The 17,867-nt window shown below is 60.9% G+C and carries 16 protein-coding genes; 10 read left to right on the top strand and 6 right to left on the bottom strand.

What is annotated here, in order from left to right:
- Positions 1 to 104: 104 nt before the first annotated feature.
- Positions 105 to 2,096: a hypothetical protein gene (locus tag BLQ09_RS16465; protein WP_027606428.1), complete on the bottom strand. Its 1,992-nt coding sequence runs from the start codon at positions 2,094 to 2,096 to the stop codon at positions 105 to 107.
- Positions 2,097 to 2,246: 150 nt separating this feature from the next.
- Complete coding sequence (locus BLQ09_RS16460) at positions 2,247 to 4,211, bottom strand: hypothetical protein (RefSeq protein WP_098479688.1); 1,965 nt, start codon at positions 4,209 to 4,211, stop codon at positions 2,247 to 2,249.
- 238 nt (positions 4,212 to 4,449) lie between these two features.
- Between BLQ09_RS16460 and BLQ09_RS16455 the strand changes: the two genes are divergently transcribed.
- From BLQ09_RS16455 to BLQ09_RS16435, 5 genes are read left to right on the top strand one after another with little or no spacing between them, the layout of a single operon-like run.
- Complete coding sequence (locus BLQ09_RS16455) at positions 4,450 to 5,469, top strand: LacI family DNA-binding transcriptional regulator (protein ID WP_043293610.1); 1,020 nt, start codon at positions 4,450 to 4,452, stop codon at positions 5,467 to 5,469.
- A gap of 60 nt (positions 5,470 to 5,529) precedes the next feature.
- Positions 5,530 to 6,312: a sugar phosphate isomerase/epimerase family protein gene (locus tag BLQ09_RS16450; RefSeq protein WP_027606430.1), complete on the top strand. Its 783-nt coding sequence runs from the start codon at positions 5,530 to 5,532 to the stop codon at positions 6,310 to 6,312.
- Positions 6,305 to 7,246: a sugar kinase gene (locus BLQ09_RS16445; RefSeq protein ID WP_027606431.1), complete on the top strand. Its 942-nt coding sequence runs from the start codon at positions 6,305 to 6,307 to the stop codon at positions 7,244 to 7,246. The genes BLQ09_RS16450 and BLQ09_RS16445 overlap by 8 nt, the downstream gene beginning before the upstream one ends.
- A 45-nt stretch (positions 7,247 to 7,291) precedes the next feature.
- Complete coding sequence (locus BLQ09_RS16440; protein ID WP_027606432.1) at positions 7,292 to 8,590, top strand: MFS transporter; 1,299 nt, start codon at positions 7,292 to 7,294, stop codon at positions 8,588 to 8,590.
- On the top strand, positions 8,587 to 9,564 hold the full coding sequence (locus BLQ09_RS16435) for an NAD(P)-dependent oxidoreductase (protein WP_027606433.1): 978 nt from the start codon (positions 8,587 to 8,589) through the stop codon (positions 9,562 to 9,564). Before BLQ09_RS16440 ends, BLQ09_RS16435 begins: the two co-directional genes overlap by 4 nt.
- A gap of 75 nt (positions 9,565 to 9,639) precedes the next feature.
- Here the strand turns inward: BLQ09_RS16435 and BLQ09_RS16430 are convergent, their stop codons facing one another.
- Positions 9,640 to 11,265, bottom strand: a complete 1,626-nt coding sequence (locus tag BLQ09_RS16430) for a methyl-accepting chemotaxis protein (RefSeq protein ID WP_027606434.1) — start codon at positions 11,263 to 11,265, stop codon at positions 9,640 to 9,642.
- A gap of 233 nt (positions 11,266 to 11,498) precedes the next feature.
- On the opposite strand from BLQ09_RS16430, the gene BLQ09_RS16425 reads away from it, so the two are divergent.
- From BLQ09_RS16425 to BLQ09_RS16415, 3 genes are read left to right on the top strand one after another with little or no spacing between them, the layout of a single operon-like run.
- A complete protein-coding gene (locus BLQ09_RS16425; protein WP_027606435.1) occupies positions 11,499 to 12,926 on the top strand; it encodes a nucleobase:cation symporter-2 family protein in 1,428 nt (475 codons plus the stop codon).
- A gap of 13 nt (positions 12,927 to 12,939) precedes the next feature.
- Positions 12,940 to 13,401 carry an LEA/WHy family protein gene (locus BLQ09_RS16420; protein WP_027606436.1) on the top strand — a complete coding sequence of 154 codons (462 nt, stop codon included), beginning with the start codon at positions 12,940 to 12,942 and terminating at the stop codon, positions 13,399 to 13,401.
- A gap of 7 nt (positions 13,402 to 13,408) precedes the next feature.
- Positions 13,409 to 13,960 carry a GNAT family N-acetyltransferase gene (locus BLQ09_RS16415; RefSeq protein ID WP_027606437.1) on the top strand — a complete coding sequence of 184 codons (552 nt, stop codon included), beginning with the start codon at positions 13,409 to 13,411 and terminating at the stop codon, positions 13,958 to 13,960.
- A gap of 27 nt (positions 13,961 to 13,987) precedes the next feature.
- On the opposite strand, the gene BLQ09_RS16410 is transcribed toward BLQ09_RS16415, so the two are convergent.
- Positions 13,988 to 14,914: a carbon-nitrogen hydrolase family protein gene (locus BLQ09_RS16410; protein ID WP_027606438.1), complete on the bottom strand. Its 927-nt coding sequence runs from the start codon at positions 14,912 to 14,914 to the stop codon at positions 13,988 to 13,990.
- A 91-nt stretch (positions 14,915 to 15,005) separates the two neighbouring features.
- Between BLQ09_RS16410 and BLQ09_RS16405 the strand changes: the two genes are divergently transcribed.
- Entirely contained in the window at positions 15,006 to 15,926 is a 921-nt protein-coding gene (locus tag BLQ09_RS16405; protein WP_027606439.1) for a LysR family transcriptional regulator, read from the top strand.
- Here the strand turns inward: BLQ09_RS16405 and BLQ09_RS16400 are convergent.
- Positions 15,898 to 16,152 (bottom strand): hypothetical protein, encoded by a 255-nt coding sequence (locus tag BLQ09_RS16400; RefSeq protein ID WP_003190904.1) that lies wholly within the window; start codon positions 16,150 to 16,152, stop codon positions 15,898 to 15,900. The two genes, BLQ09_RS16405 and BLQ09_RS16400, sit on opposite strands and share 29 nt — an antisense overlap.
- Positions 16,153 to 16,317: 165 nt before the next feature.
- Here BLQ09_RS16400 and BLQ09_RS16395 point away from each other — a divergent pair, with 165 nt between their 5' ends.
- A complete protein-coding gene (locus BLQ09_RS16395; protein ID WP_032887039.1) occupies positions 16,318 to 16,638 on the top strand; it encodes an ElaB/YgaM/YqjD family protein in 321 nt (106 codons plus the stop codon).
- A gap of 40 nt (positions 16,639 to 16,678) precedes the next feature.
- Here the strand turns inward: BLQ09_RS16395 and BLQ09_RS16390 are convergent, their stop codons facing one another.
- A complete protein-coding gene (locus BLQ09_RS16390; RefSeq protein WP_027606441.1) occupies positions 16,679 to 17,713 on the bottom strand; it encodes an Ldh family oxidoreductase in 1,035 nt (344 codons plus the stop codon).
- Positions 17,714 to 17,867: the final 154 nt, after the last annotated feature.

Here is a 17,867-nt window from a genome sequence, read left to right as displayed (position 1 = left end):
ATCGCGTATCAATGGCGGGAATGGGGTAACGCAACTACGCAAGGAAGCTCATGACAGGTGAAAACCAAAGGGCGCCGAAGCGCCCTTTGAACAACGTGTATTGACTATTCATCCTCCCCGAGAACCGGCAGCTCCTCGCAGTACAGCGGCGGCGTAGACCGGTTTGCGAACAGCGTCGTTGTAAAGCCCTTCTCAGATGGCTCCTCAACGCCATTAACCATCGCAAAGTATTGAATGCTGACTGAGTTGCGCCCAGCAGGCCTGATGACGGTGGTGTAAGGCTGAATCGTCAGGAAGAAACCATTTGAAACCATATCCGGTGTCAACGGTAGCGAGTTGAACGATACAGGATCCCCCAATGGCGTAGTGCTGGCCCTGTCGCTGTATACCTGCCATTCCACGCGGACGACAGCGTCCTCCTGGAAGTAGGTGGTATTGCCCGGCACTCTGACACGTGCGGAAAAGTTAAACGGATCCAGATCCGTACAAGCCATATCCGTGCCAGCCTTGACGAAGGTCGGCTGCTCCATGACGACTATGTTGGCGTCGACCTCGACATTCTGGGGACGAGATCGCTGGAGGTTGTCATTGACTTCCCAACTCAAGGTATAGAACACCGGGACCGTGCCATTGCCAACCTCCTTGATGATTGGCCAAGGCACGTTGAGGGTAACGGTGTCTCCACCGGTTTCGCCATCCAGCTCGATTGAATCGAAGGGGTACGCAAAACTGCCCCAATAACCAGTAAGGGTGATACCGGGTACAGGCGGGGGAACCTCCCACAGCACAATCTCGACGGTCGCGTCGTTACCGAAATCTTCCGGCAGCAAATGGTTTTCCTGATCGGGATCGCTACCGTACACGTTCACCAGGTTGAGCCGAGAGTTTTCCGGGTCTGGCGTCGGGTCGGGGCCGGGGCCTGAAAGATCCACTTCAATGGTTAGCGTGGGCGCGGGATATTCGTTGCCATTGCGATCAACCAGGTAATCGATATCCGTGTCCACTTCCCCGGGGCCGGTACCATACACGTCGAAGATGATATCGGTATCAACCGGCAGCCTTAGAGGAAACGGCGTGTAATCCCTGACATTGAAGCGCCCCACGCTCTCGCCGCCCCAGGTGAGGTCAATGACATCCAGCTCCTCTCGCACATTGGCGTACTGAGGAATCTCCACCGTCACGCCATCGGGCTCGTGAGCATCCGCCAGATCAATCAGGCCATCGGCCGGCAACAGCGCCAACGGCACCCTCGCCTGCAAAGGATCAGGAACCCCCACCAGGTTCAGCCGGACGGGACAGGGAACAGATTCCCTGCTTTTGTTACGGGCCAGGTCTTTCAGGATATAAAACAAATAGTATGTGCCAGCTTCCAGCACTTCGATCCGGTCCCATGGAATAACAAACTCAAGGCTATCTTCCACCGGCACCGTGTCGATCTCTGTAGCAAGAAGCGATGAGGAATACTTCGAGAAATAGACCGTGATTGTGTCACCGTCTGCTCGACCATAGTCCTCGTAATTCGGGTAGGTACATACCAATCCCTCATCATGTTCCTCTACATAGAGTTCGTCGATTTCCGGCCCTAGGTCGGCCGGTAATAACGGAGCAAACGGATGGATATCGTGTTCTTCATCGTCGTCGACATTGAATTTGTAGGGTGCCGTCAGATCCACCTCCAATGGCGCGATTCCTGACAGGGTAGGGAGCTTGTCTTCATACAAGATATAGGCAATTTCGTATTTCCCCTGACTCAGGCGGGAGCTCGGAATATTCCTGACAATAATGTCGCCCGCATTGATTGCACCGGCTCCCGAATAGCGAAGCGTATACAGAGACGGTGCCCAATTTGTCACACCTTTATCGCGCATCACCAATTCCAGCCGGGCTTCTGCAGGAGGCACCTCAAGCGATGGGGCTACAAACGTAACAGGTAAGTCTTTTCTTGAGGCCGCTGCGAGGATCAGCCCCTGATCATTTAGCGAGCTGAACTCCGGCGCCTCAAACTCAAAAATACCGCCGCCATACTTGGAAACATACTCTCGATTGAGCTTTCGAGAGGCAAGTGCAGCCTGTTGTTTCTTACTAAAGATAGTCATCTACGTTCTCCATAAGCGAATTATTAACGCCGGTTACCACTTCAATGTCACAGGCGAAACGAGAAATCGCTCGCCTTGAACCGAATAGTTGGCCCCGCCTCTAAAACACTTGAGACCACTATCGAAGCTCAATTTTATTATTGGACTCAGTCACTCGTTAACAGGCGAGTCCTGTTCCCCGTCTTCGTCGGGACCGCAATAACGTCCACTGGAGTAGCGTTGGTCAATCTTGACTTGCCGCTCCCGTGCCCTGCCTATGATTCTGGTGCCACGGAGCACTTCGTAAGACACCAGTGCCGAACTCCCCACGCTTGCCGGATTGTCTGACCGTATGGGCTTTATCTTTTCTTCATAGTTATCTTGCTTAAATATATAACCCTTCTTCGCTTCTTCCGCCGAAAGGAAATGCAGCAAAGAGTCTTCAGTCCCGTCAATGGGCCCGGTAAAAAAACCCTCATAACCCTGCCAACTCAAGAGCACCGCATCGCCTTCTCTGAGCTGTGTATTTCCCGGAATTCCCAGGGGGATATGGTCCCACATGGGAGGAACAGTCTGACAATTTATCCAGGCGTCTGCAGTTGCACTGGGAAATTGCACTTGCGTAAGACTCAATATAGGAACCACGGCCACTGTCACGTTGGTGAAGTTGGCCAATTGTTCATTAACGCCGTTAGAGGTCGTGTAATAAACAGGCATTCTGTCGTTATTGCCTGCTCCCGTGATGACATTCCAGGGAATATCACTGAACTCGACAATGCTGCCTTCCGCATCGCCCTTACTTACATCCACCGTGTAGTGTGCAACCGGTACAGCGGTACTGGGAAAGTTGCCCCAATACAGCGTCAACTTTTCCCCATCCTGAGGCCGGTGGTACAACGGAACACTGGCGTAAATGCGCTGATCCTGATCACGTATATCGATAAGGTTCTCGGTCATGGAACCTTCACCCCAGACCATCACGGCAGGAAGGTCGAGATTAAGCAGTTGCGGTGCATCGCCGTGGTCTTGCCCCGCCACCGTGAAGTTCCATCTGATCACCGTCGGTGGGCTGGGAGGGGTGGGGAGCGTTCCACCGGTGCGAGTAATGGTGTACGTAGCAACGCCGGAAGCTTGCCCCAGCCCCTGGGCAATCAACGTTTCCCAAGGGATGCTGACATCAAGAGGCAGCTGGGTGACCGGCTGTGGCGATAACGGCGTAGCGCCCCACGTAACCGTGACATGGTCCCCCTCCTGCCAATTGTCGTACAGCACCTTCCCCACAACGCCAAGGCGTGCATCCTGGCGATCAATCAAGCCGTTCACCATCGCCGGAACAACCAGTGCCTGGAGGTCGGAGGGCGAGGGATCCAGATCAACAATAACCGGTGTCTGGATTGATCGCGGCCCTGGGTTACCGGAGCGGTCCCGCAACACAATATGCATGTATTGAAGGCCGTTTCGATAAAGCCGAAACAGATCTCCTGGTACGGGGAAAACCAACGGCTCAGTTTCAGAAACAAAGTCAAAAAAACCATCAGGCGTATCCCGCTCCGGTGGTGGTGTTTCATCCGAAAGGTAATACTCGACCCGGTCCCATGCGCGACGGCCAGTGTAAAAAGGTATCCGCATGTTCACAGTCGGGTTCTCAGCCAGATAATCCTCATCGATGATACTGACGGGAAATTCAGGCACCTGGGGGGCGATATTGTTGTTGGGTGGGGTACGGTCCAGCACTAACACGCGCGTTGGCGAAGAGGTGGGCAAAGTGCCCTGCTCAAGCACCTCATAGCTCAGCAGCACGGTGCCGTCGTTCTCCAGATACCTCCGGTCAACGGGAATACGCAGTGGAAAAATCGCCGGATCAATCGGGCCATTGAACCGCCGGCGCAGGAGCGGCTCTCCCTCACTTCCACTACGGCGCCAATGAACGACCAGGACGTCGAAACTCCCCTCCGGCGCGGACTCTGGCCAAAGCTCCTCGATGACCACCTCAATATCCGAGTCAAGGTACTCGCGCGGGATATACCCCTCGATAATCGGGGGCACGGCATCATCAAGGATGGGCACCTTGATCTCGGAAAAAGACAAAATATTGCTTCTGGAGACACGTCTGCGACGAGGGTTGGAAGTGTTCATATAACTGTCCTGCCGACGATACAACGGAAGATGCCCTTGGCAAGGATTAAGCGCCCAAATACCACGCTTGGGTACTGTCAAAACTAACAGGTAGGCATCGCCGCTCGTCGGTTTCAACAGCTACGTCGGCGCCGCATTGGCTTGACGGATCTTCTGATTTGGTGTTTTCTGAAACCGGTTTCAAGCATCCTTGTCGATGTTTAATGACCTCCAACACCAATAAGAAAGGCCCGCGACCGTGACCCCTTTTTCCGCCGCCCAACGCACCCGTGTCACCATGCTCGACGTCGCCCAACGCGCCGGCGTGTCCAAAGCCAGCGTGTCCCGCTTTATCGGCGAGGACCGCGCCCTGCTCTCCGATGCCATCGCCCTGCGTATCGAACACGCCATCGAACAACTCGGCTACCGCCCCAACCAGATGGCCCGCGGGTTGAAACGTGGCCGCACGCGCCTGATCGGCATGCTGGTGGCCGATATCCGCAACCCCTATTCCATTGCCGTGATGCACGGCGTCGAAACCGCCTGCCGCCGGCACGGCTACAGCCTGGTGGTGTGCAACACCGACCGCGATGACGAACAGGAGCGCCAACACCTGGCGGCGCTGCGCTCCTACAACATCGAAGGGCTGATCGTGAACACCCTCGGCCATCACCTCGACCAATTGCTGGAACTGCAACGGGAAATGCCCCTGGTGCTGGTGGACCGCAAGGTCGAGCCGCTGCACAGCGACCTGGTGGGGCTGGATAACCCGGCGGCGGTGCGCATGGCGGTGGAACACCTGGAACAGCAGGGTTACCGCGATGTATTGCTGGTGAGCGAAGCCTGCGATGGCACCAGTTCACGGCAGGAACGCCTGGACAGCTTCAAGGGCGAAATCGCCCGGCACCCGGCGCTGACCGGCGCGGTGCTGGCGCTCGATGACGGGCTGGAACCACGCCTGCAAGCCTTTCTCGCCAAACCCGGCCCCAAGGCGGTGTTCTGTGCCAACGGCGTCGCCACACTGGCCTGCACCCGTGCGCTCAAGGCGCTGGACTGCAACCTGTTCGACGATATCGGGTTGATCGCCCTGGACGACCTCGACTGGTACCCGTTGGTGGGCAACGGCATCACCGCCCTCGCCCAACCCACCGAAGCCATTGGCGCCAGTGCGTTCGACTGCCTGCTCAAGCGCTTGCGCGGTGACACCGAACCGACCCGCACCCTGGACTTTTTGCCCCAGTTGATCATTCGAGGTTCGACCCAGCGTCCTTACACGTAGCAGAGTCGATTCAACCTTTATAACGTGAAAAAATGAAACCGGTTTCAGAGGTAAACAACAATGCACAAATACCCCGTCTCCATCAGCCTTTCCAGCTACGGCGCCGACCTGGTCCGCCAGCAAGGCCAATTGAGTTTTGTCGAACTGCTGGCCGCCGCCGGTGCCCGGCGCATCGAGTGGCGCGAAGAACTGCTGACCAGCGAGCAACCTGCACAACTGGCCCAGGCTGCCGCCGAGCAAGGCCTGGAGTGTGTGTTCTCATCGCCCCTGGAATTGTGGATCGCCGGCCGCGCCCAGCCGAATGCCGATCTCAACGCAACCCTGGACCGCGCCCAGGCCTTTGGTGCGCGCTGGCTGAAAGTCTCCCTCGGCTACTTCACCGATACCAACGACCTGGAAAGCCTGCACGCCCTGCTCGCCCGCCATCCGGTCAAACTCTTGGTGGAAAACGACCAGACCCTGCACGGCGGGCGCATCGAGCCGATGCAGCGCTTCTTCACTGAAGTCGAACGCCTGGGCCTGCCGGTAAAGATGACCTTCGATATCGGCAACTGGCAATGGCAGGACCAATCCGCCCTGACCGCCGCGCGCCTGCTCGGCCGGCACGTCGACTACCTGCACTGCAAGGCCGTGGCCCGTCGCGCGGACGGCAAGCTGGTGGCACTGCCGCCCGGCGCCACCGACCTGCATCTGTGGGAACAACTGCTCACCCACATGACTCAAGGCATTACACGGGCGGTGGAATTCCCGTTGCAGGGCGATGACCTGGTCGACGTCACCGCGCAACAGGTGGCCGCCCTCGCCCTCCTTGGCCAACCCCGTGGGGAGAATGCCCATGTCTGAGATCGATATCCTCTCGTTTGGCGAAACCATGGCGATGTTTGTCGCCGAGCAGACCGGCGACCTGGCCCAGGTGGCGCAGTTTCACAAACGCATTGCCGGCGCCGACAGCAATGTTGCCATCGGCCTGTCGCGCCTGGGCTTCAACGTCGCCTGGCTGAGCCGGGTGGGCAATGATTCCCTTGGGCGCTTTGTGGTCGACACGCTGAAAAAAGAAGGCCTGGATTGCCGGCATGTGGCGGTCGACCCGTTGCACCCCACCGGCTTTCAGCTCAAGTCCCGCGAAGAAGCCGGCGATGACCCGCAGGTGGAGTACTTCCGCAAGGGCTCGGCCGCCAGCCATTTGTCCACTGCGGCCATCAGCCCGGTGCTGTTGCAGGCCCGCCATCTGCATGCCACCGGCATTCCGCCGGCCTTGTCCGAGGCCACCCGCGAGCTGTCCCGCGAGTTGATGACCCAGATGCGCAAAGCCGGGCGCAGCGTGTCGTTCGACCCGAACCTGCGCCCCTCGCTGTGGGCCAGCCAGGAACAGATGATCCGCGAAATCAACGCCCTCGCCGGCCTCGCCGACTGGGTCCTGCCGGGCCTGGGCGAAGGCCGTCTGCTCACCGGTTTCGACGACCCGGCGGATATTGCCGCGTTCTACCTCGACCAGGGCGCCGAAGCCGTGGCGATCAAGCTCGGCCCGGACGGCGCCTACTTCCGCACCCAGCTGGACCAGGGCTTTGTCGCCGCCGTGCGCGTGGACAAGGTGGTGGACACCGTCGGCGCCGGCGATGGCTTTGCCGTGGGCATGATCAGCGCCCTGCTGGAAAACCTCAGCTTCCCCGAGGCGGTACAACGCGGCAACTGGATCGGCAGCCGCGCCGTGCAAAGCCGCGGCGATATGGAAGGCTTGCCCACCCGCTCCGAATTACCCACCCGATCCGTCGCTTGACCCACACCCTGTTGCCACAACTACAACAAGCTCAGGAGCAACCTTATGGACACCGTGAAACTCGCCACCCGCCGTTGGTGGTACATCATGCCCATCGTCTTTATCACCTACAGCCTGGCCTACCTGGACCGCGCCAACTACGGTTTTGCCGCCGCCTCCGGGATGGCCGAGGACCTGATGATCACCCCCGGCATGTCGTCGTTGCTGGGTGCACTGTTTTTCCTTGGCTACTTCTTCTTCCAGGTGCCGGGCGCCATCTATGCGCAAAAGCGCAGCGTCAAGAAGCTGATTTTCGTCAGCCTGATCCTCTGGGGCGGGTTGGCCACCCTGACCGGCGTGGTGTCCAACGCCTACATGCTGATCGTCATTCGCTTCATGCTCGGCGTGGTCGAGGCCGCCGTGATGCCGGCCATGCTGGTGTACCTGTGCCACTGGTTCACCCGTGCCGAGCGCTCGCGGGCCAATACCTTCCTGATCCTCGGCAACCCGGTGACCATGCTGTGGATGTCGGTGGTGTCCGGCTACCTGGTGCAGCATTTCAGCTGGCGCTGGATGTTTATCATCGAAGGCCTGCCGGCGGTGCTGTGGGCATTTATCTGGTGGAAGCTGGCGGATGAAAAACCCGCAGACGCCAAGTGGCTGAGCGAGCAGCACAAAAAAGACCTGGAAAGCGCGTTGGCCGCCGAGCAGGTCGGTATCAAGGCGGTGAAGAATTACGCCGAAGCGTTCCGTTCGCCCAAGGTGATCATCCTGGCGCTGCAGTTTTTCTGCTGGAGCATCGGCGTGTACGGCTTCGTCTTGTGGCTGCCGTCGATCCTCAAGAAAGGCCTGCAGATGGACATGGTCGAAGCCGGCTGGCTCTCGGCCCTGCCCTATCTCGCCGCCGTGATCGCTATGCTGGCGGTGTCGTGGGGCTCGGACAAACTGCAAAAGCGCAAGCGCTTCGTGTGGCCGCCGCTGCTGATTGCCTCCATCGCGTTCTACGCTTCCTACGCTCTGGGCGCCGAACATTTCTGGTGGTCCTACACCCTGCTGGTCATTGCCGGAGCCTGCATGTATGCGCCGTACGGGCCGTTTTTTGCCATTGTCCCGGAAATCCTCCCCGCCAACGTCGCCGGTGGCGCCATGGCGCTGATCAACAGCATGGGCGCCCTCGGCTCGTTCGGCGGCTCCTACCTGGTGGGTTACCTCAATAGCAGCACCGGCTCGCCCGGCGCCTCGTACCTGCTGATGAGCGGCGCGCTGATGCTGTCGGTGGTGCTGACGATTTTCCTCAAGCCCGGCGCCAGTGACCGTGAACGCGCGCCCATCTCGACCCTCGAATTGAAGGTGAAAACCCCATGAAAAAGTCTGTGGTTCTGTACAAGAAGCTCTCCGCACCGTTGATGGCGCGCCTGCATGAACAGTGCGACGTCACCCTGATAGACGCACTGGACGAGACCGGCCTGGCCAAGCTGCGCGATGCACTGCCTACCGCCCATGGCCTGCTGGGTGCCAGCCTGCGCCTGGATGCCGGCTTGCTCGACCTCGCGCCGCAACTGGAAGCCGTGGCCAGCGTGTCCGTGGGGGTCGACAACTACGATATCGACTACCTGACCCGGCGCGGCATCCTGCTCAGCAACACCCCGGACGTGCTCACCGAAACCACCGCCGACACCGGCTTCGCGCTGATCCTGGCCACCGCCCGGCGTGTGGTGGAGCTGGCCGACATGGTGCGCGCCGGCCAGTGGAACAAGAATATCGGCCCGTCACACTTCGGCAGCGACGTGCATGGCAAGACCCTGGGCATCATCGGCATGGGCCGCATCGGCGAAGCCTTGGCCCAGCGCGGGCATTTCGGTTTTGGCATGCCGGTGCTCTACCACAGCCATTCGCCCAAGCCGGCGGTGGAACAGCGCTTTGGCGCGCAGTACCGCAGCCTCGACGACTTGCTGCAACAGGCCGATTTTGTCTGCCTGACCCTGCCGCTGACCGCCGAAACCGAGAAGCTGATTGGCGCCGAGCAATTTGCGCGGATGGGCCCGCAGACGATCTTTATCAATATCTCGCGGGGCAAGGTGGTGGACGAGGCGGCGTTGGTGGACGCCTTGCAGCAACGTACGATTCGGGCGGCGGGGTTGGATGTGTTCGAGAAAGAACCGCTCAGCCACGACTCGCCGTTGCTGCGTTTGAACAACGTGGTGGCGACGCCGCATATCGGCTCGGCGACCCATGAGACGCGGGAGGCGATGGCCAAGTGTGCGGTGGATAATCTGTTGCAGGCGCTGGCGGGTGAAAAACCCAAGAATCTGGTGAACCCAGGGGCCTGGAAGCAATAGCTTCTGACACCACACAGAACACATGTGGGAGGGGGCTTGCCCCCTCCCACATTTGATTGCATTGCAAAAAGTGGGTCAGATAACGAACCTCGCCACCATCCCATTCAAGTCCACCGCCAGGCGCGACAGCTCATGGCTGGCGGCACTGGTCTGGTTGGCGCCCGCCGCCGACTGGGTCGCCAGGTCGCGGATGTTCACCAGGTTGCGGTCCACTTCGCGGGAGACCTGGGCCTGTTCTTCCGACGCGCTGGCGATCACCAGGTTGCGTTCGTTGATCAGGCTGATGGACTGGGTGATCTGCTCCAGGGCCACGCCGGCGGCGCGGGCCATTTCCAGGGTGTCCTGGGTGCGCTGGTTGCTCTGCTGCATCGACTGCACCGCTTCACCGGTGCCGTTCTGGATGCCGGCGACCATCTTCTCGATTTCCTGGGTCGACTGTGCCGTGCGATGGGCCAAGGCCCGCACCTCATCCGCTACCACCGCAAAGCCGCGGCCGGCTTCACCGGCGCGGGCCGCTTCGATGGCGGCGTTGAGCGCCAGCAGGTTGGTCTGCTCGGCAATCGCGCGGATCACGTCCAGCACCTTGCCGATGTCACGGCCCTGGGTGGCCAGGCCTTCGATCATCGCGGCAGTGTTTTGGACGTCCTGGGTCATGGTCTGGATCGCGCCGACGGTTTCCATCACCCGGTCGCGACCCGACCGCGCGGCCTGGTTGGACTGGTTGGAGGCCTCGGAGGTGGACACCGCATTGCGCGCCACTTCTTCCACCGCCGCGGTCATCTCGTTGACCGCCGTGGCGGCCTGGTCGATTTCATTGTTCTGTTGCTGCAGGCCCCGGGACGCTTCCTCGGTCACGGCGCTCAACTCTGTCGCCGCCGAGGCCAGCTGCGTGGCCGAACCGGCAATGTGCTGGATGGTCTGGCGCAGGTTGGTTTGCATGGTCGACAGGGCGTTGATCAGGCGCGCGGGTTCATCGTTGCCATTATCTTCAACGACGCTGGTCAGGTTGCCACCGGCGATGGTTTCAGCCACCTGAACGGCTTTGCGCAACGGCGTGACAATGCTGCGGGTCAGCAGCCAGGCCAGCAGCACCGTCAGCAGTGCAGCGCTGACCGAAACCACGATAATCCCGGTGATGGCACTGGTGTAACTGTGCCCTGCCGCGTCGCTGGCTTGCTTGGCGTTGGCGGCATTGATCGCAATCAGCTTGTTCAACTGCTCGCCCATCTGATCGGTGCCTTCCTTGATCCGGGTATTGATCAGGGTGCGCATCTGCTCGACGTCGCCTTGCTTGGACAGCGCCAGCATGTCCGCCTGGGCCTTGAAGTAGTTATCCAGGGTGCTGACAAACGTCTTGTACAACGCCGCTTCCTCAGTACCGGCGGGTAATGCCGCGTAGCCGGCCTGGGCCGTCTTGACCTTGTCGACCAGCACGCCGATGCGGGTTTCGGCTTCCTGCAGGCCGGCTGGCTCGCGGTTGACCAGCACTCGAAATGACAGGATACGCATGCGCAGGACGTTCTCCGTCATCTGGGCCAGGTACGTCACGCTGGGCAGCTGGTTGCTGCTCATGTCCACCGAGGCCTGGCGGATCAACGTCATGCGGTTGGCCGCGAACCCGCCCAACACCACCACTAACAGGGCGATGAAGGCGAAACCGAGGGAAGCGCGAGGGGCGATATTCAGGTGACGGAGCGACATAAGGGCGATCTCGAAATAGAGTGGCGGCGCGCGTCCATGCCACGAAACGATCAGCCAGCGTCAACGCACTGCCTGACACCGGCCATCACTGTTGTTTTTGATAGATGGGCCTATAAGCAGTATCGGCAGGAATCGGGGTTTTATGCAGGGTCTTTATAAATATTTTTTTACACTTCTGACGCCGGGCCGTTTCTGGCATCCTGCGCCTCCATTTTCTGACCCGAGCCCTCATTTTGTCTGACGCTCAAGCCCCCCGCCCCCGCTATAAATCCGACCTGATCTACGGCCTCGAGGACCGCCCGCATTTCAGTGCGGCGATATTTGCCGCGTTGCAGCACGTGCTGGCCAGTTTCGTCGGCATCATCACCCCCACCCTGATCGTCGGTGGCGTGCTCGGGCTGGAAAGCGAAGTGCCCTACCTGGTGAGCATGGCGCTGTTTGTCTCGGGGCTCGGCACCTTTGTGCAGGCGCGCACGTTCGGCCCTATCGGTTCGGGGCTGCTGTGCCTGCAAGGCACCAGTTTCTCGTTTATCAGCGTGATTCTCAGCGCGGGGTTCATGGTCAAGGCCCGGGGCGGCGGCACCGATGAGATCCTCTCGACGATCTTTGGCATCTGCTTTTTCGCGGCGTTTATCGAAGTGGTGCTCAGCCAGTTCATCGGCAAGTTGCGCAAACTGATCACCCCGGTGGTGACCGGCACCATCATTACCCTGATGGGCCTGTCGCTGATCAAGGTGGCCGTTACCGACATGGCCGGCGGCTTTGGCGCCAGCGACCTGGGCGCGGCGAGCAACATGGGCCTGGCGGCCCTGGTGCTGCTGACCATCGTGGTGCTCAACCGCTTCAATAACCCGTTCCTGCGCCTGGGTTCGATCGTGATCGGCCTGGCCCTGGGCTTTGTGGTGGCCTGGTACCTGGGCCGCGTCGATATGGCGGCATTGCCCCAGGTGCCGCTGATCAGCGTGCCGGTGCCGTTCAAGTACGGTTTTTCGTTCGACTGGGTGGCGTTTATCCCGGTGGCGGTGATCTTCCTGATTTCGCCCCTGGAAGCGGCCGGTGACTTGACGGCCAACTCGATGATTTCCCAACAGCCGGTCAAGGGCCCGCTGTACATCAAGCGCATCAAGTCGGGCCTGTTGGCCGACGGCCTCAACTCGGCGATGGCGGCGACCTTCAACAGCCTGCCGATGGTGACGTTCGCCCAGAACAACGGCGTGATCCAGTTGACCGGCGTGGCCAGCCGCTACGTGGCGTACTTCATTGCCGGCCTGCTGGTGCTGCTGGGGCTGTTCCCGATGATCGGCGCGGTGCTGCAACTGATGCCCAAGCCGGTGCTGGGCGGCGCGACCCTGATCATGTTCGGCACTGTCGCCGTGGCCGGCATCAAGATCCTCGCCGAAGCCGGGCTGCACCGCCGCAATGTGCTGATCGTGGCGATCTCCCTGGGCATGGGCCTGGGCGTGGCCGCCGTGCCGGAAGTGTTGCGCGACCTGCCCAAGGCGCTGCACAACATCTTCGAATCGCCGATCACCGTGGGCGCGTTCTGTGCAATCCTGCTGAACATTTTCCTGCCGGAAGCGTTCATAGAGCTGGAAGAAGATGAATTTGATCCGGAGTCCTCTACCCTCAAAGTGATGCAGGACCCGGACGTCACGAAATAGGAGCACCCTTTGCATGCGCAAGCTCATGGTTCTATCGCTGCTACTGCTGAGCCTGAGCGCCTGTGCGCTGTTCCCCAACCGCGACCCGGTGAATATCAATGTGGTGGGCATCGAGCCGCTGCAAAGCCAGGACCTGGAAGTGCGCTTCGCCGTGAAACTGCGGGTGCAGAACCCCAATGAAACGGCGATCGACTACAACGGCGTGGCCCTGGATCTGGAGGTCAATGGCCGGCCGCTGGCGTCGGGGGTGAGTGATCAGCGCGGCAGCATCCCGCGTTTTTCCGAGACCGTGCTGATGGTGCCGGTGAGCGTTTCGGCGTTTTCCGTGCTGCGCCAGACCTTGGGCCTGAGCCAGACCCAGAGCCTCAACAACCTGCCCTACGTGCTGCGGGGCAAATTGGAGGGAGGCCTGTTCGGCACGATGCGCTTTGTGGACCGTGGCACGCTGGATTTGCCCAATACCGCGACTTGGTAATGACCCCATGCAACCGACACTCTTCACCGAACGCCTGATCCTGCGCCCGCTGACCCTGGACGATGCCGAAGGGATCCAGCAGCAATTCGCGCATTGGGACGTGGTGCGTTACCTCAACGCCCTGGTGCCGTGGCCCTACCCGGCCGACGGCGCGCGCACCTACCTGGAGCACATCGCCCTGCCCGCCATGGCTTGTGGCGAGGAATGGCATTGGTCCCTGCGCCTGAAAAGCGCGCCTGGACAGTTGATTGGTAACGTCAGCTTGATGGACGAGCAGGATAACAACCGCGGGTTCTGGCTGGGGCCGCAATGGCAGGGGCAAGGGTTGATGGCCGAAGCCAGCGCGGCGGTGACCGACTACTGGTTCGGCGTGCTCAAGCGCCCTGTGCTGCGAGTGCCCAAGGCCGCGCCCAACCTGGGCTCGCGGCGGATTTCCGAGCGTACGGGTATGCGTTTGATCAGAACGGATGAAGGTGAGTTTGTGGCAGGTACTTTCCCACGGGATATCTGGGAAATGACCCGCGAGGAATGGCTGGAAAATCAATCCTCTAAACGCTGAGGGGCCCTGCCACATTTCCACCGGCTTTCAGTCGGTGATATAGCGCACACCTGGCTTGGCGCGCTCATCCACCACCAGCTCGAACACATCCGGGCGGGCGTAATGCCCCACCACGTCATAGTCGTACCGCGCTCGCACCAGGTCATCGGTGTCGATCTGCGCCGTCAGCAGCCCGGCCTCCCCCACCAGTGGCCCGGCGAGGATGTCGCCCATCGGGCCGACAATCACGCTGCCGCCGGCGATCAACGGGCGTTCCGCAGGCCAGTTGGCGACCTCGATGCCCAATGCCTGGGGCGAGGCCTGCACCTGGCACGCACTGACCACAAAGCAGCGCCCTTCATGCGCCACATGGCGCATGCTCACCTGCCACATCTCGCGCTCATCCACCGTCGGCGCGCACCATACCTCGACGCCCTTGGCGTACATCGCGGTGCGCAGCAGCGGCATCATGTTTTCCCAGCACACCGCACCGCCGATACGCCCTGCCGCCGCGTCGATCACCGGCAAGGTCGAGCCGTCGCCCTTGCCCCAGATCAGCCGCTCGGTGCCGGTGGGCATCAGTTTGCGGTGCTTGGCCACCAGGCCGCCCGTGGGTTCGACATACAGCACGGTGCAATACAAACTGCTGCCACTGCGCTCGATCACCCCCAGCACCAGGCTGGCGCCGGTACGTGCCGACAGGCCGGCCAGGGCCTCGGTCTCGGCGCCCGGCACATCGATGGCGTTGGCAAAGTAGCGGGCAAAGGCTTCGCGGCCTTCGGGCAGGCGATAGCCCAATTGGGTGCCAAACCCTTCACCCTTGGGATAGCCGCCGAGCAGCGCTTCGGGCATCACCACCAATTGCGCGCCGCTGCGCAGGATCTCGTCTTCATAGGCGAGGATTTGCGCCAGGGTGTCGGCCTTGCCGCCTGGCAGGGAACCGATTTGCAGGGCCGCCACAGTAGAAACGGGCATCACGATCACTCCAGATAAGGGGGGTTGCCCATTCTCTCGCCAGGCTCGATCATGAATAAAGCCCACCTCAGTGCTGAATGATATGAGCCAGATGAATATCGCCCAGGTCGACCTGAACCTGCTGAAAACCTTCGAAGCCCTGCACGATGAGTCCAGCGCCAGCCGCGCGGCGTTGCGCCTGGGTGTCACGCAGTCGGCCATCAGTGCAGGCCTGCGACGTCTGCGCGACGTCTATGGCGACCAATTGTTTGTGCGCACCGGCCGTGGCCTGGCGCCGACGCTGCGGGCCAACCAATTGAAACCGGTGATCAGCGAGGCGCTGGCGCGCTGTCGGCAAAGCCTGGCGATGGTCAATCCGGACAACCCGAATTATCAAGGCCGGTCGGTGGTGGTGGGCCTGTCGGATGACTTCGAGATCGCCTATGGCCGCCGGCTGATGGATGCCATCGCACAGCGCCTGCCACAGTTGCGGGTAATCTTCCGCCAGACCCACAGCCAGATCGTTGCCGGTGCCCTGCTCGACCGCAGCCTGGACCTGGCGATTACCGCAGGCGGCTTTGCGCAAAGCCGGTTGAGTCGGCAGGTACTGGGAGAGGGGGATTATCGCTGCGTCGTGGACCCACGCAGCCTGGCGCCGGGCCAGGAAAGTCTCAGCCTGGATGAATTTGTCACCCGCGAGCATGTGCTGGTGTCGTCAGGCGGGTTCATCGGCATCACCGACGAAGGGCTGGCAGCGCAGGGCCTGAGCCGCCAGGTGTGCGCCTCGACCAGTCATTTTGCCGCACTGCCGTTTCTGCTCAAGGGCAGCCAGGCGGTGGCGACCATTCCCGGGCATGCGGCGCAGGCCATCGCCGAGATGACCGGCCTGCGGGTCCTGCCCTGCCCGCTGGCGCTGCCGCGCTACCCGGTGGAACTGGGTTGGCGCACCCAGGCCCAGCTTGATCCGATGTTGCTTAAAGTACGCGAAGCGATTGCCGCCGGCTTTACTTCGCCGCCGCCATCAACTTGTTGACTTCGCTGCGCACCATGTTGGAAAACTCCGGCGGCGACATGCCGTCGAGTTCGGCGCGGACCCATTCGGCCCACTTGCCCTTGCGCTTGGCGCGCTCACCGAACAACCGCGCGGCTTCGCCCTTGGCTTTGCCCAGGTTGGTTTGCCACAGGTCGTAGAGGCGGGACTTTTCATCTTCCAGCTCGGCGCGTTCGGCGAGGGTCTTGTTGGCGAGATTGAAGCTCATGTTGAAATTCCTGCTGCACAAATAGACGACATCTTACACTGTAGGTCGATTTTTCCGGATTCGGATTTCGTTCGCCAGTGCCGACCCGGCAAAAAAACTGCAACTTTTGCCACCGCCCGGCACTCCATTGTTCACTGTCACATTCACCTGCAAGGAGTCACACCCATGGCCCGCAAAACTGCCGCCCAAGCTGTTGAAGATCAAATCAAGGATCAAGCATTCAGTGAACTGACGGCCCTGATCGAAGAATCGGACAAGCTGCTTAAAAGCAGCGCTGCCCTGGTGGGCGAAGAAGGCGAAACCCTGCGCGAACAGGTCGCCATCAAACTCAAGCAGGCACTGGACTCGGTATCCAACGTGCGCGAGCGCAGCAAGCCGGTGGTCGATGCCACCGAAACCTACATCGGTGGCCATCCATGGCAGACCGTGGCGATCTCCGCGGGCTTTGGCCTGGTGGTTGGCCTGCTGCTGGGTCGCCGTAACTGACCGACACATGCCCGTAGCAGCTGACGAGCCTCGTCAACTGCTACGTAGCCCAGTCCCGCAGCTGGTTCAACGCGTCCAGATCCACCACCACGCCCTCCTCCAACGACTTCGCCCGTGTGCGATGACGTCGATCCCCCGGTAAGCGCCGCAACCCCGCCGCATGCATCTGCCGCACCAGTTCCTGGCTGCGCTCGGCGAAGCTTTGCCCGGCGGTTTTGCTGGGGTCGATCACGATCAACAGTTGCCCGGTCCAGGGCGTGCGTGCGCCGGGGTGGTCGGCCCAGTTGAACTCGAAGGAAAAGTTACCGCCCGTCAAGGCCGCCGCCAGCAATTCGACCATCATCGACAACGCCGAGCCCTTGTGCCCGCCAAAGGGCAACAATGCGCCGCCTTCCAGCACAGCCTTGGGGTCGGTGGTGGGCTGGCCGAGGCTGTCGACCCCCATGCCCGGCGGCAGGCGCTCACCCTTGCGCGCGGCAATCTGCACGTCGCCGTGGGCGATGGCGCTGGTGGCCAGGTCGAACACAATCGGCAAGCCGTCGGCACGCGGCGCGGCAAAGGCAATGGGGTTGGTGCCGAACAGCGGCCGGTCGGCGCCATGGGGCACCACGCACGTCATGCTGTTGACCACGCTCAGCGCCACCAACCCTTGCTCGGCGAAGGGTTCGACATCCGGCCACAAGGCCGCGAAGTGATGGGAATTGTGGATCGCCAGCAGTGCGATACCGGCACTGCGAGCCTTATCCACCAGCAGCGCGCGCGCCGCTTCAAGGGCCGGCTGGGCAAACCCGTTGCCGGCGTCTACCCGTACAAAGCCGGACGCCACATCAGTGACCACCGGCACCGCCTTGCCATTGACCCAGCCACTGGCCAACGTGCTGAGGTAACCGGGGATGCGGAAAATGCCGTGGCTATGGGCGCCGTCACGCTCGGCACTGGCGCAATTGCGCGCCAGGATTTCGGCCACTTCCGGCGCGGTGCCGTGTTTCACGAATACCGCACTCAGCAACCCCACCAGGTCGTTGAAACCGATGAGGGCTGTGGCGTTGTCGACTATCGGGGACTGGGCAGACATCTGTAGCTCCGATTTTATAATTGGAAGAGACAACAAGAATCCAGGCCGATGATTAAACAACGCCTGCCGTGCCTGCTGTCAACGGGCGCTTGAGATCTGCGCCAGTTATCTACCGCCCTCCACGTGATGCCAGCACCTATTTTGGAGCCTCAAA

The organism is Pseudomonas sp. NFACC25 (assembly GCF_900100935.1).
GTDB classification, from domain to species: Bacteria; Pseudomonadota; Gammaproteobacteria; order Pseudomonadales; family Pseudomonadaceae; genus Aquipseudomonas; species Aquipseudomonas marginalis.
Note: the sequence above shows the minus strand (reverse complement) of the source record. Positions and strands in the feature narration are given on the sequence as shown.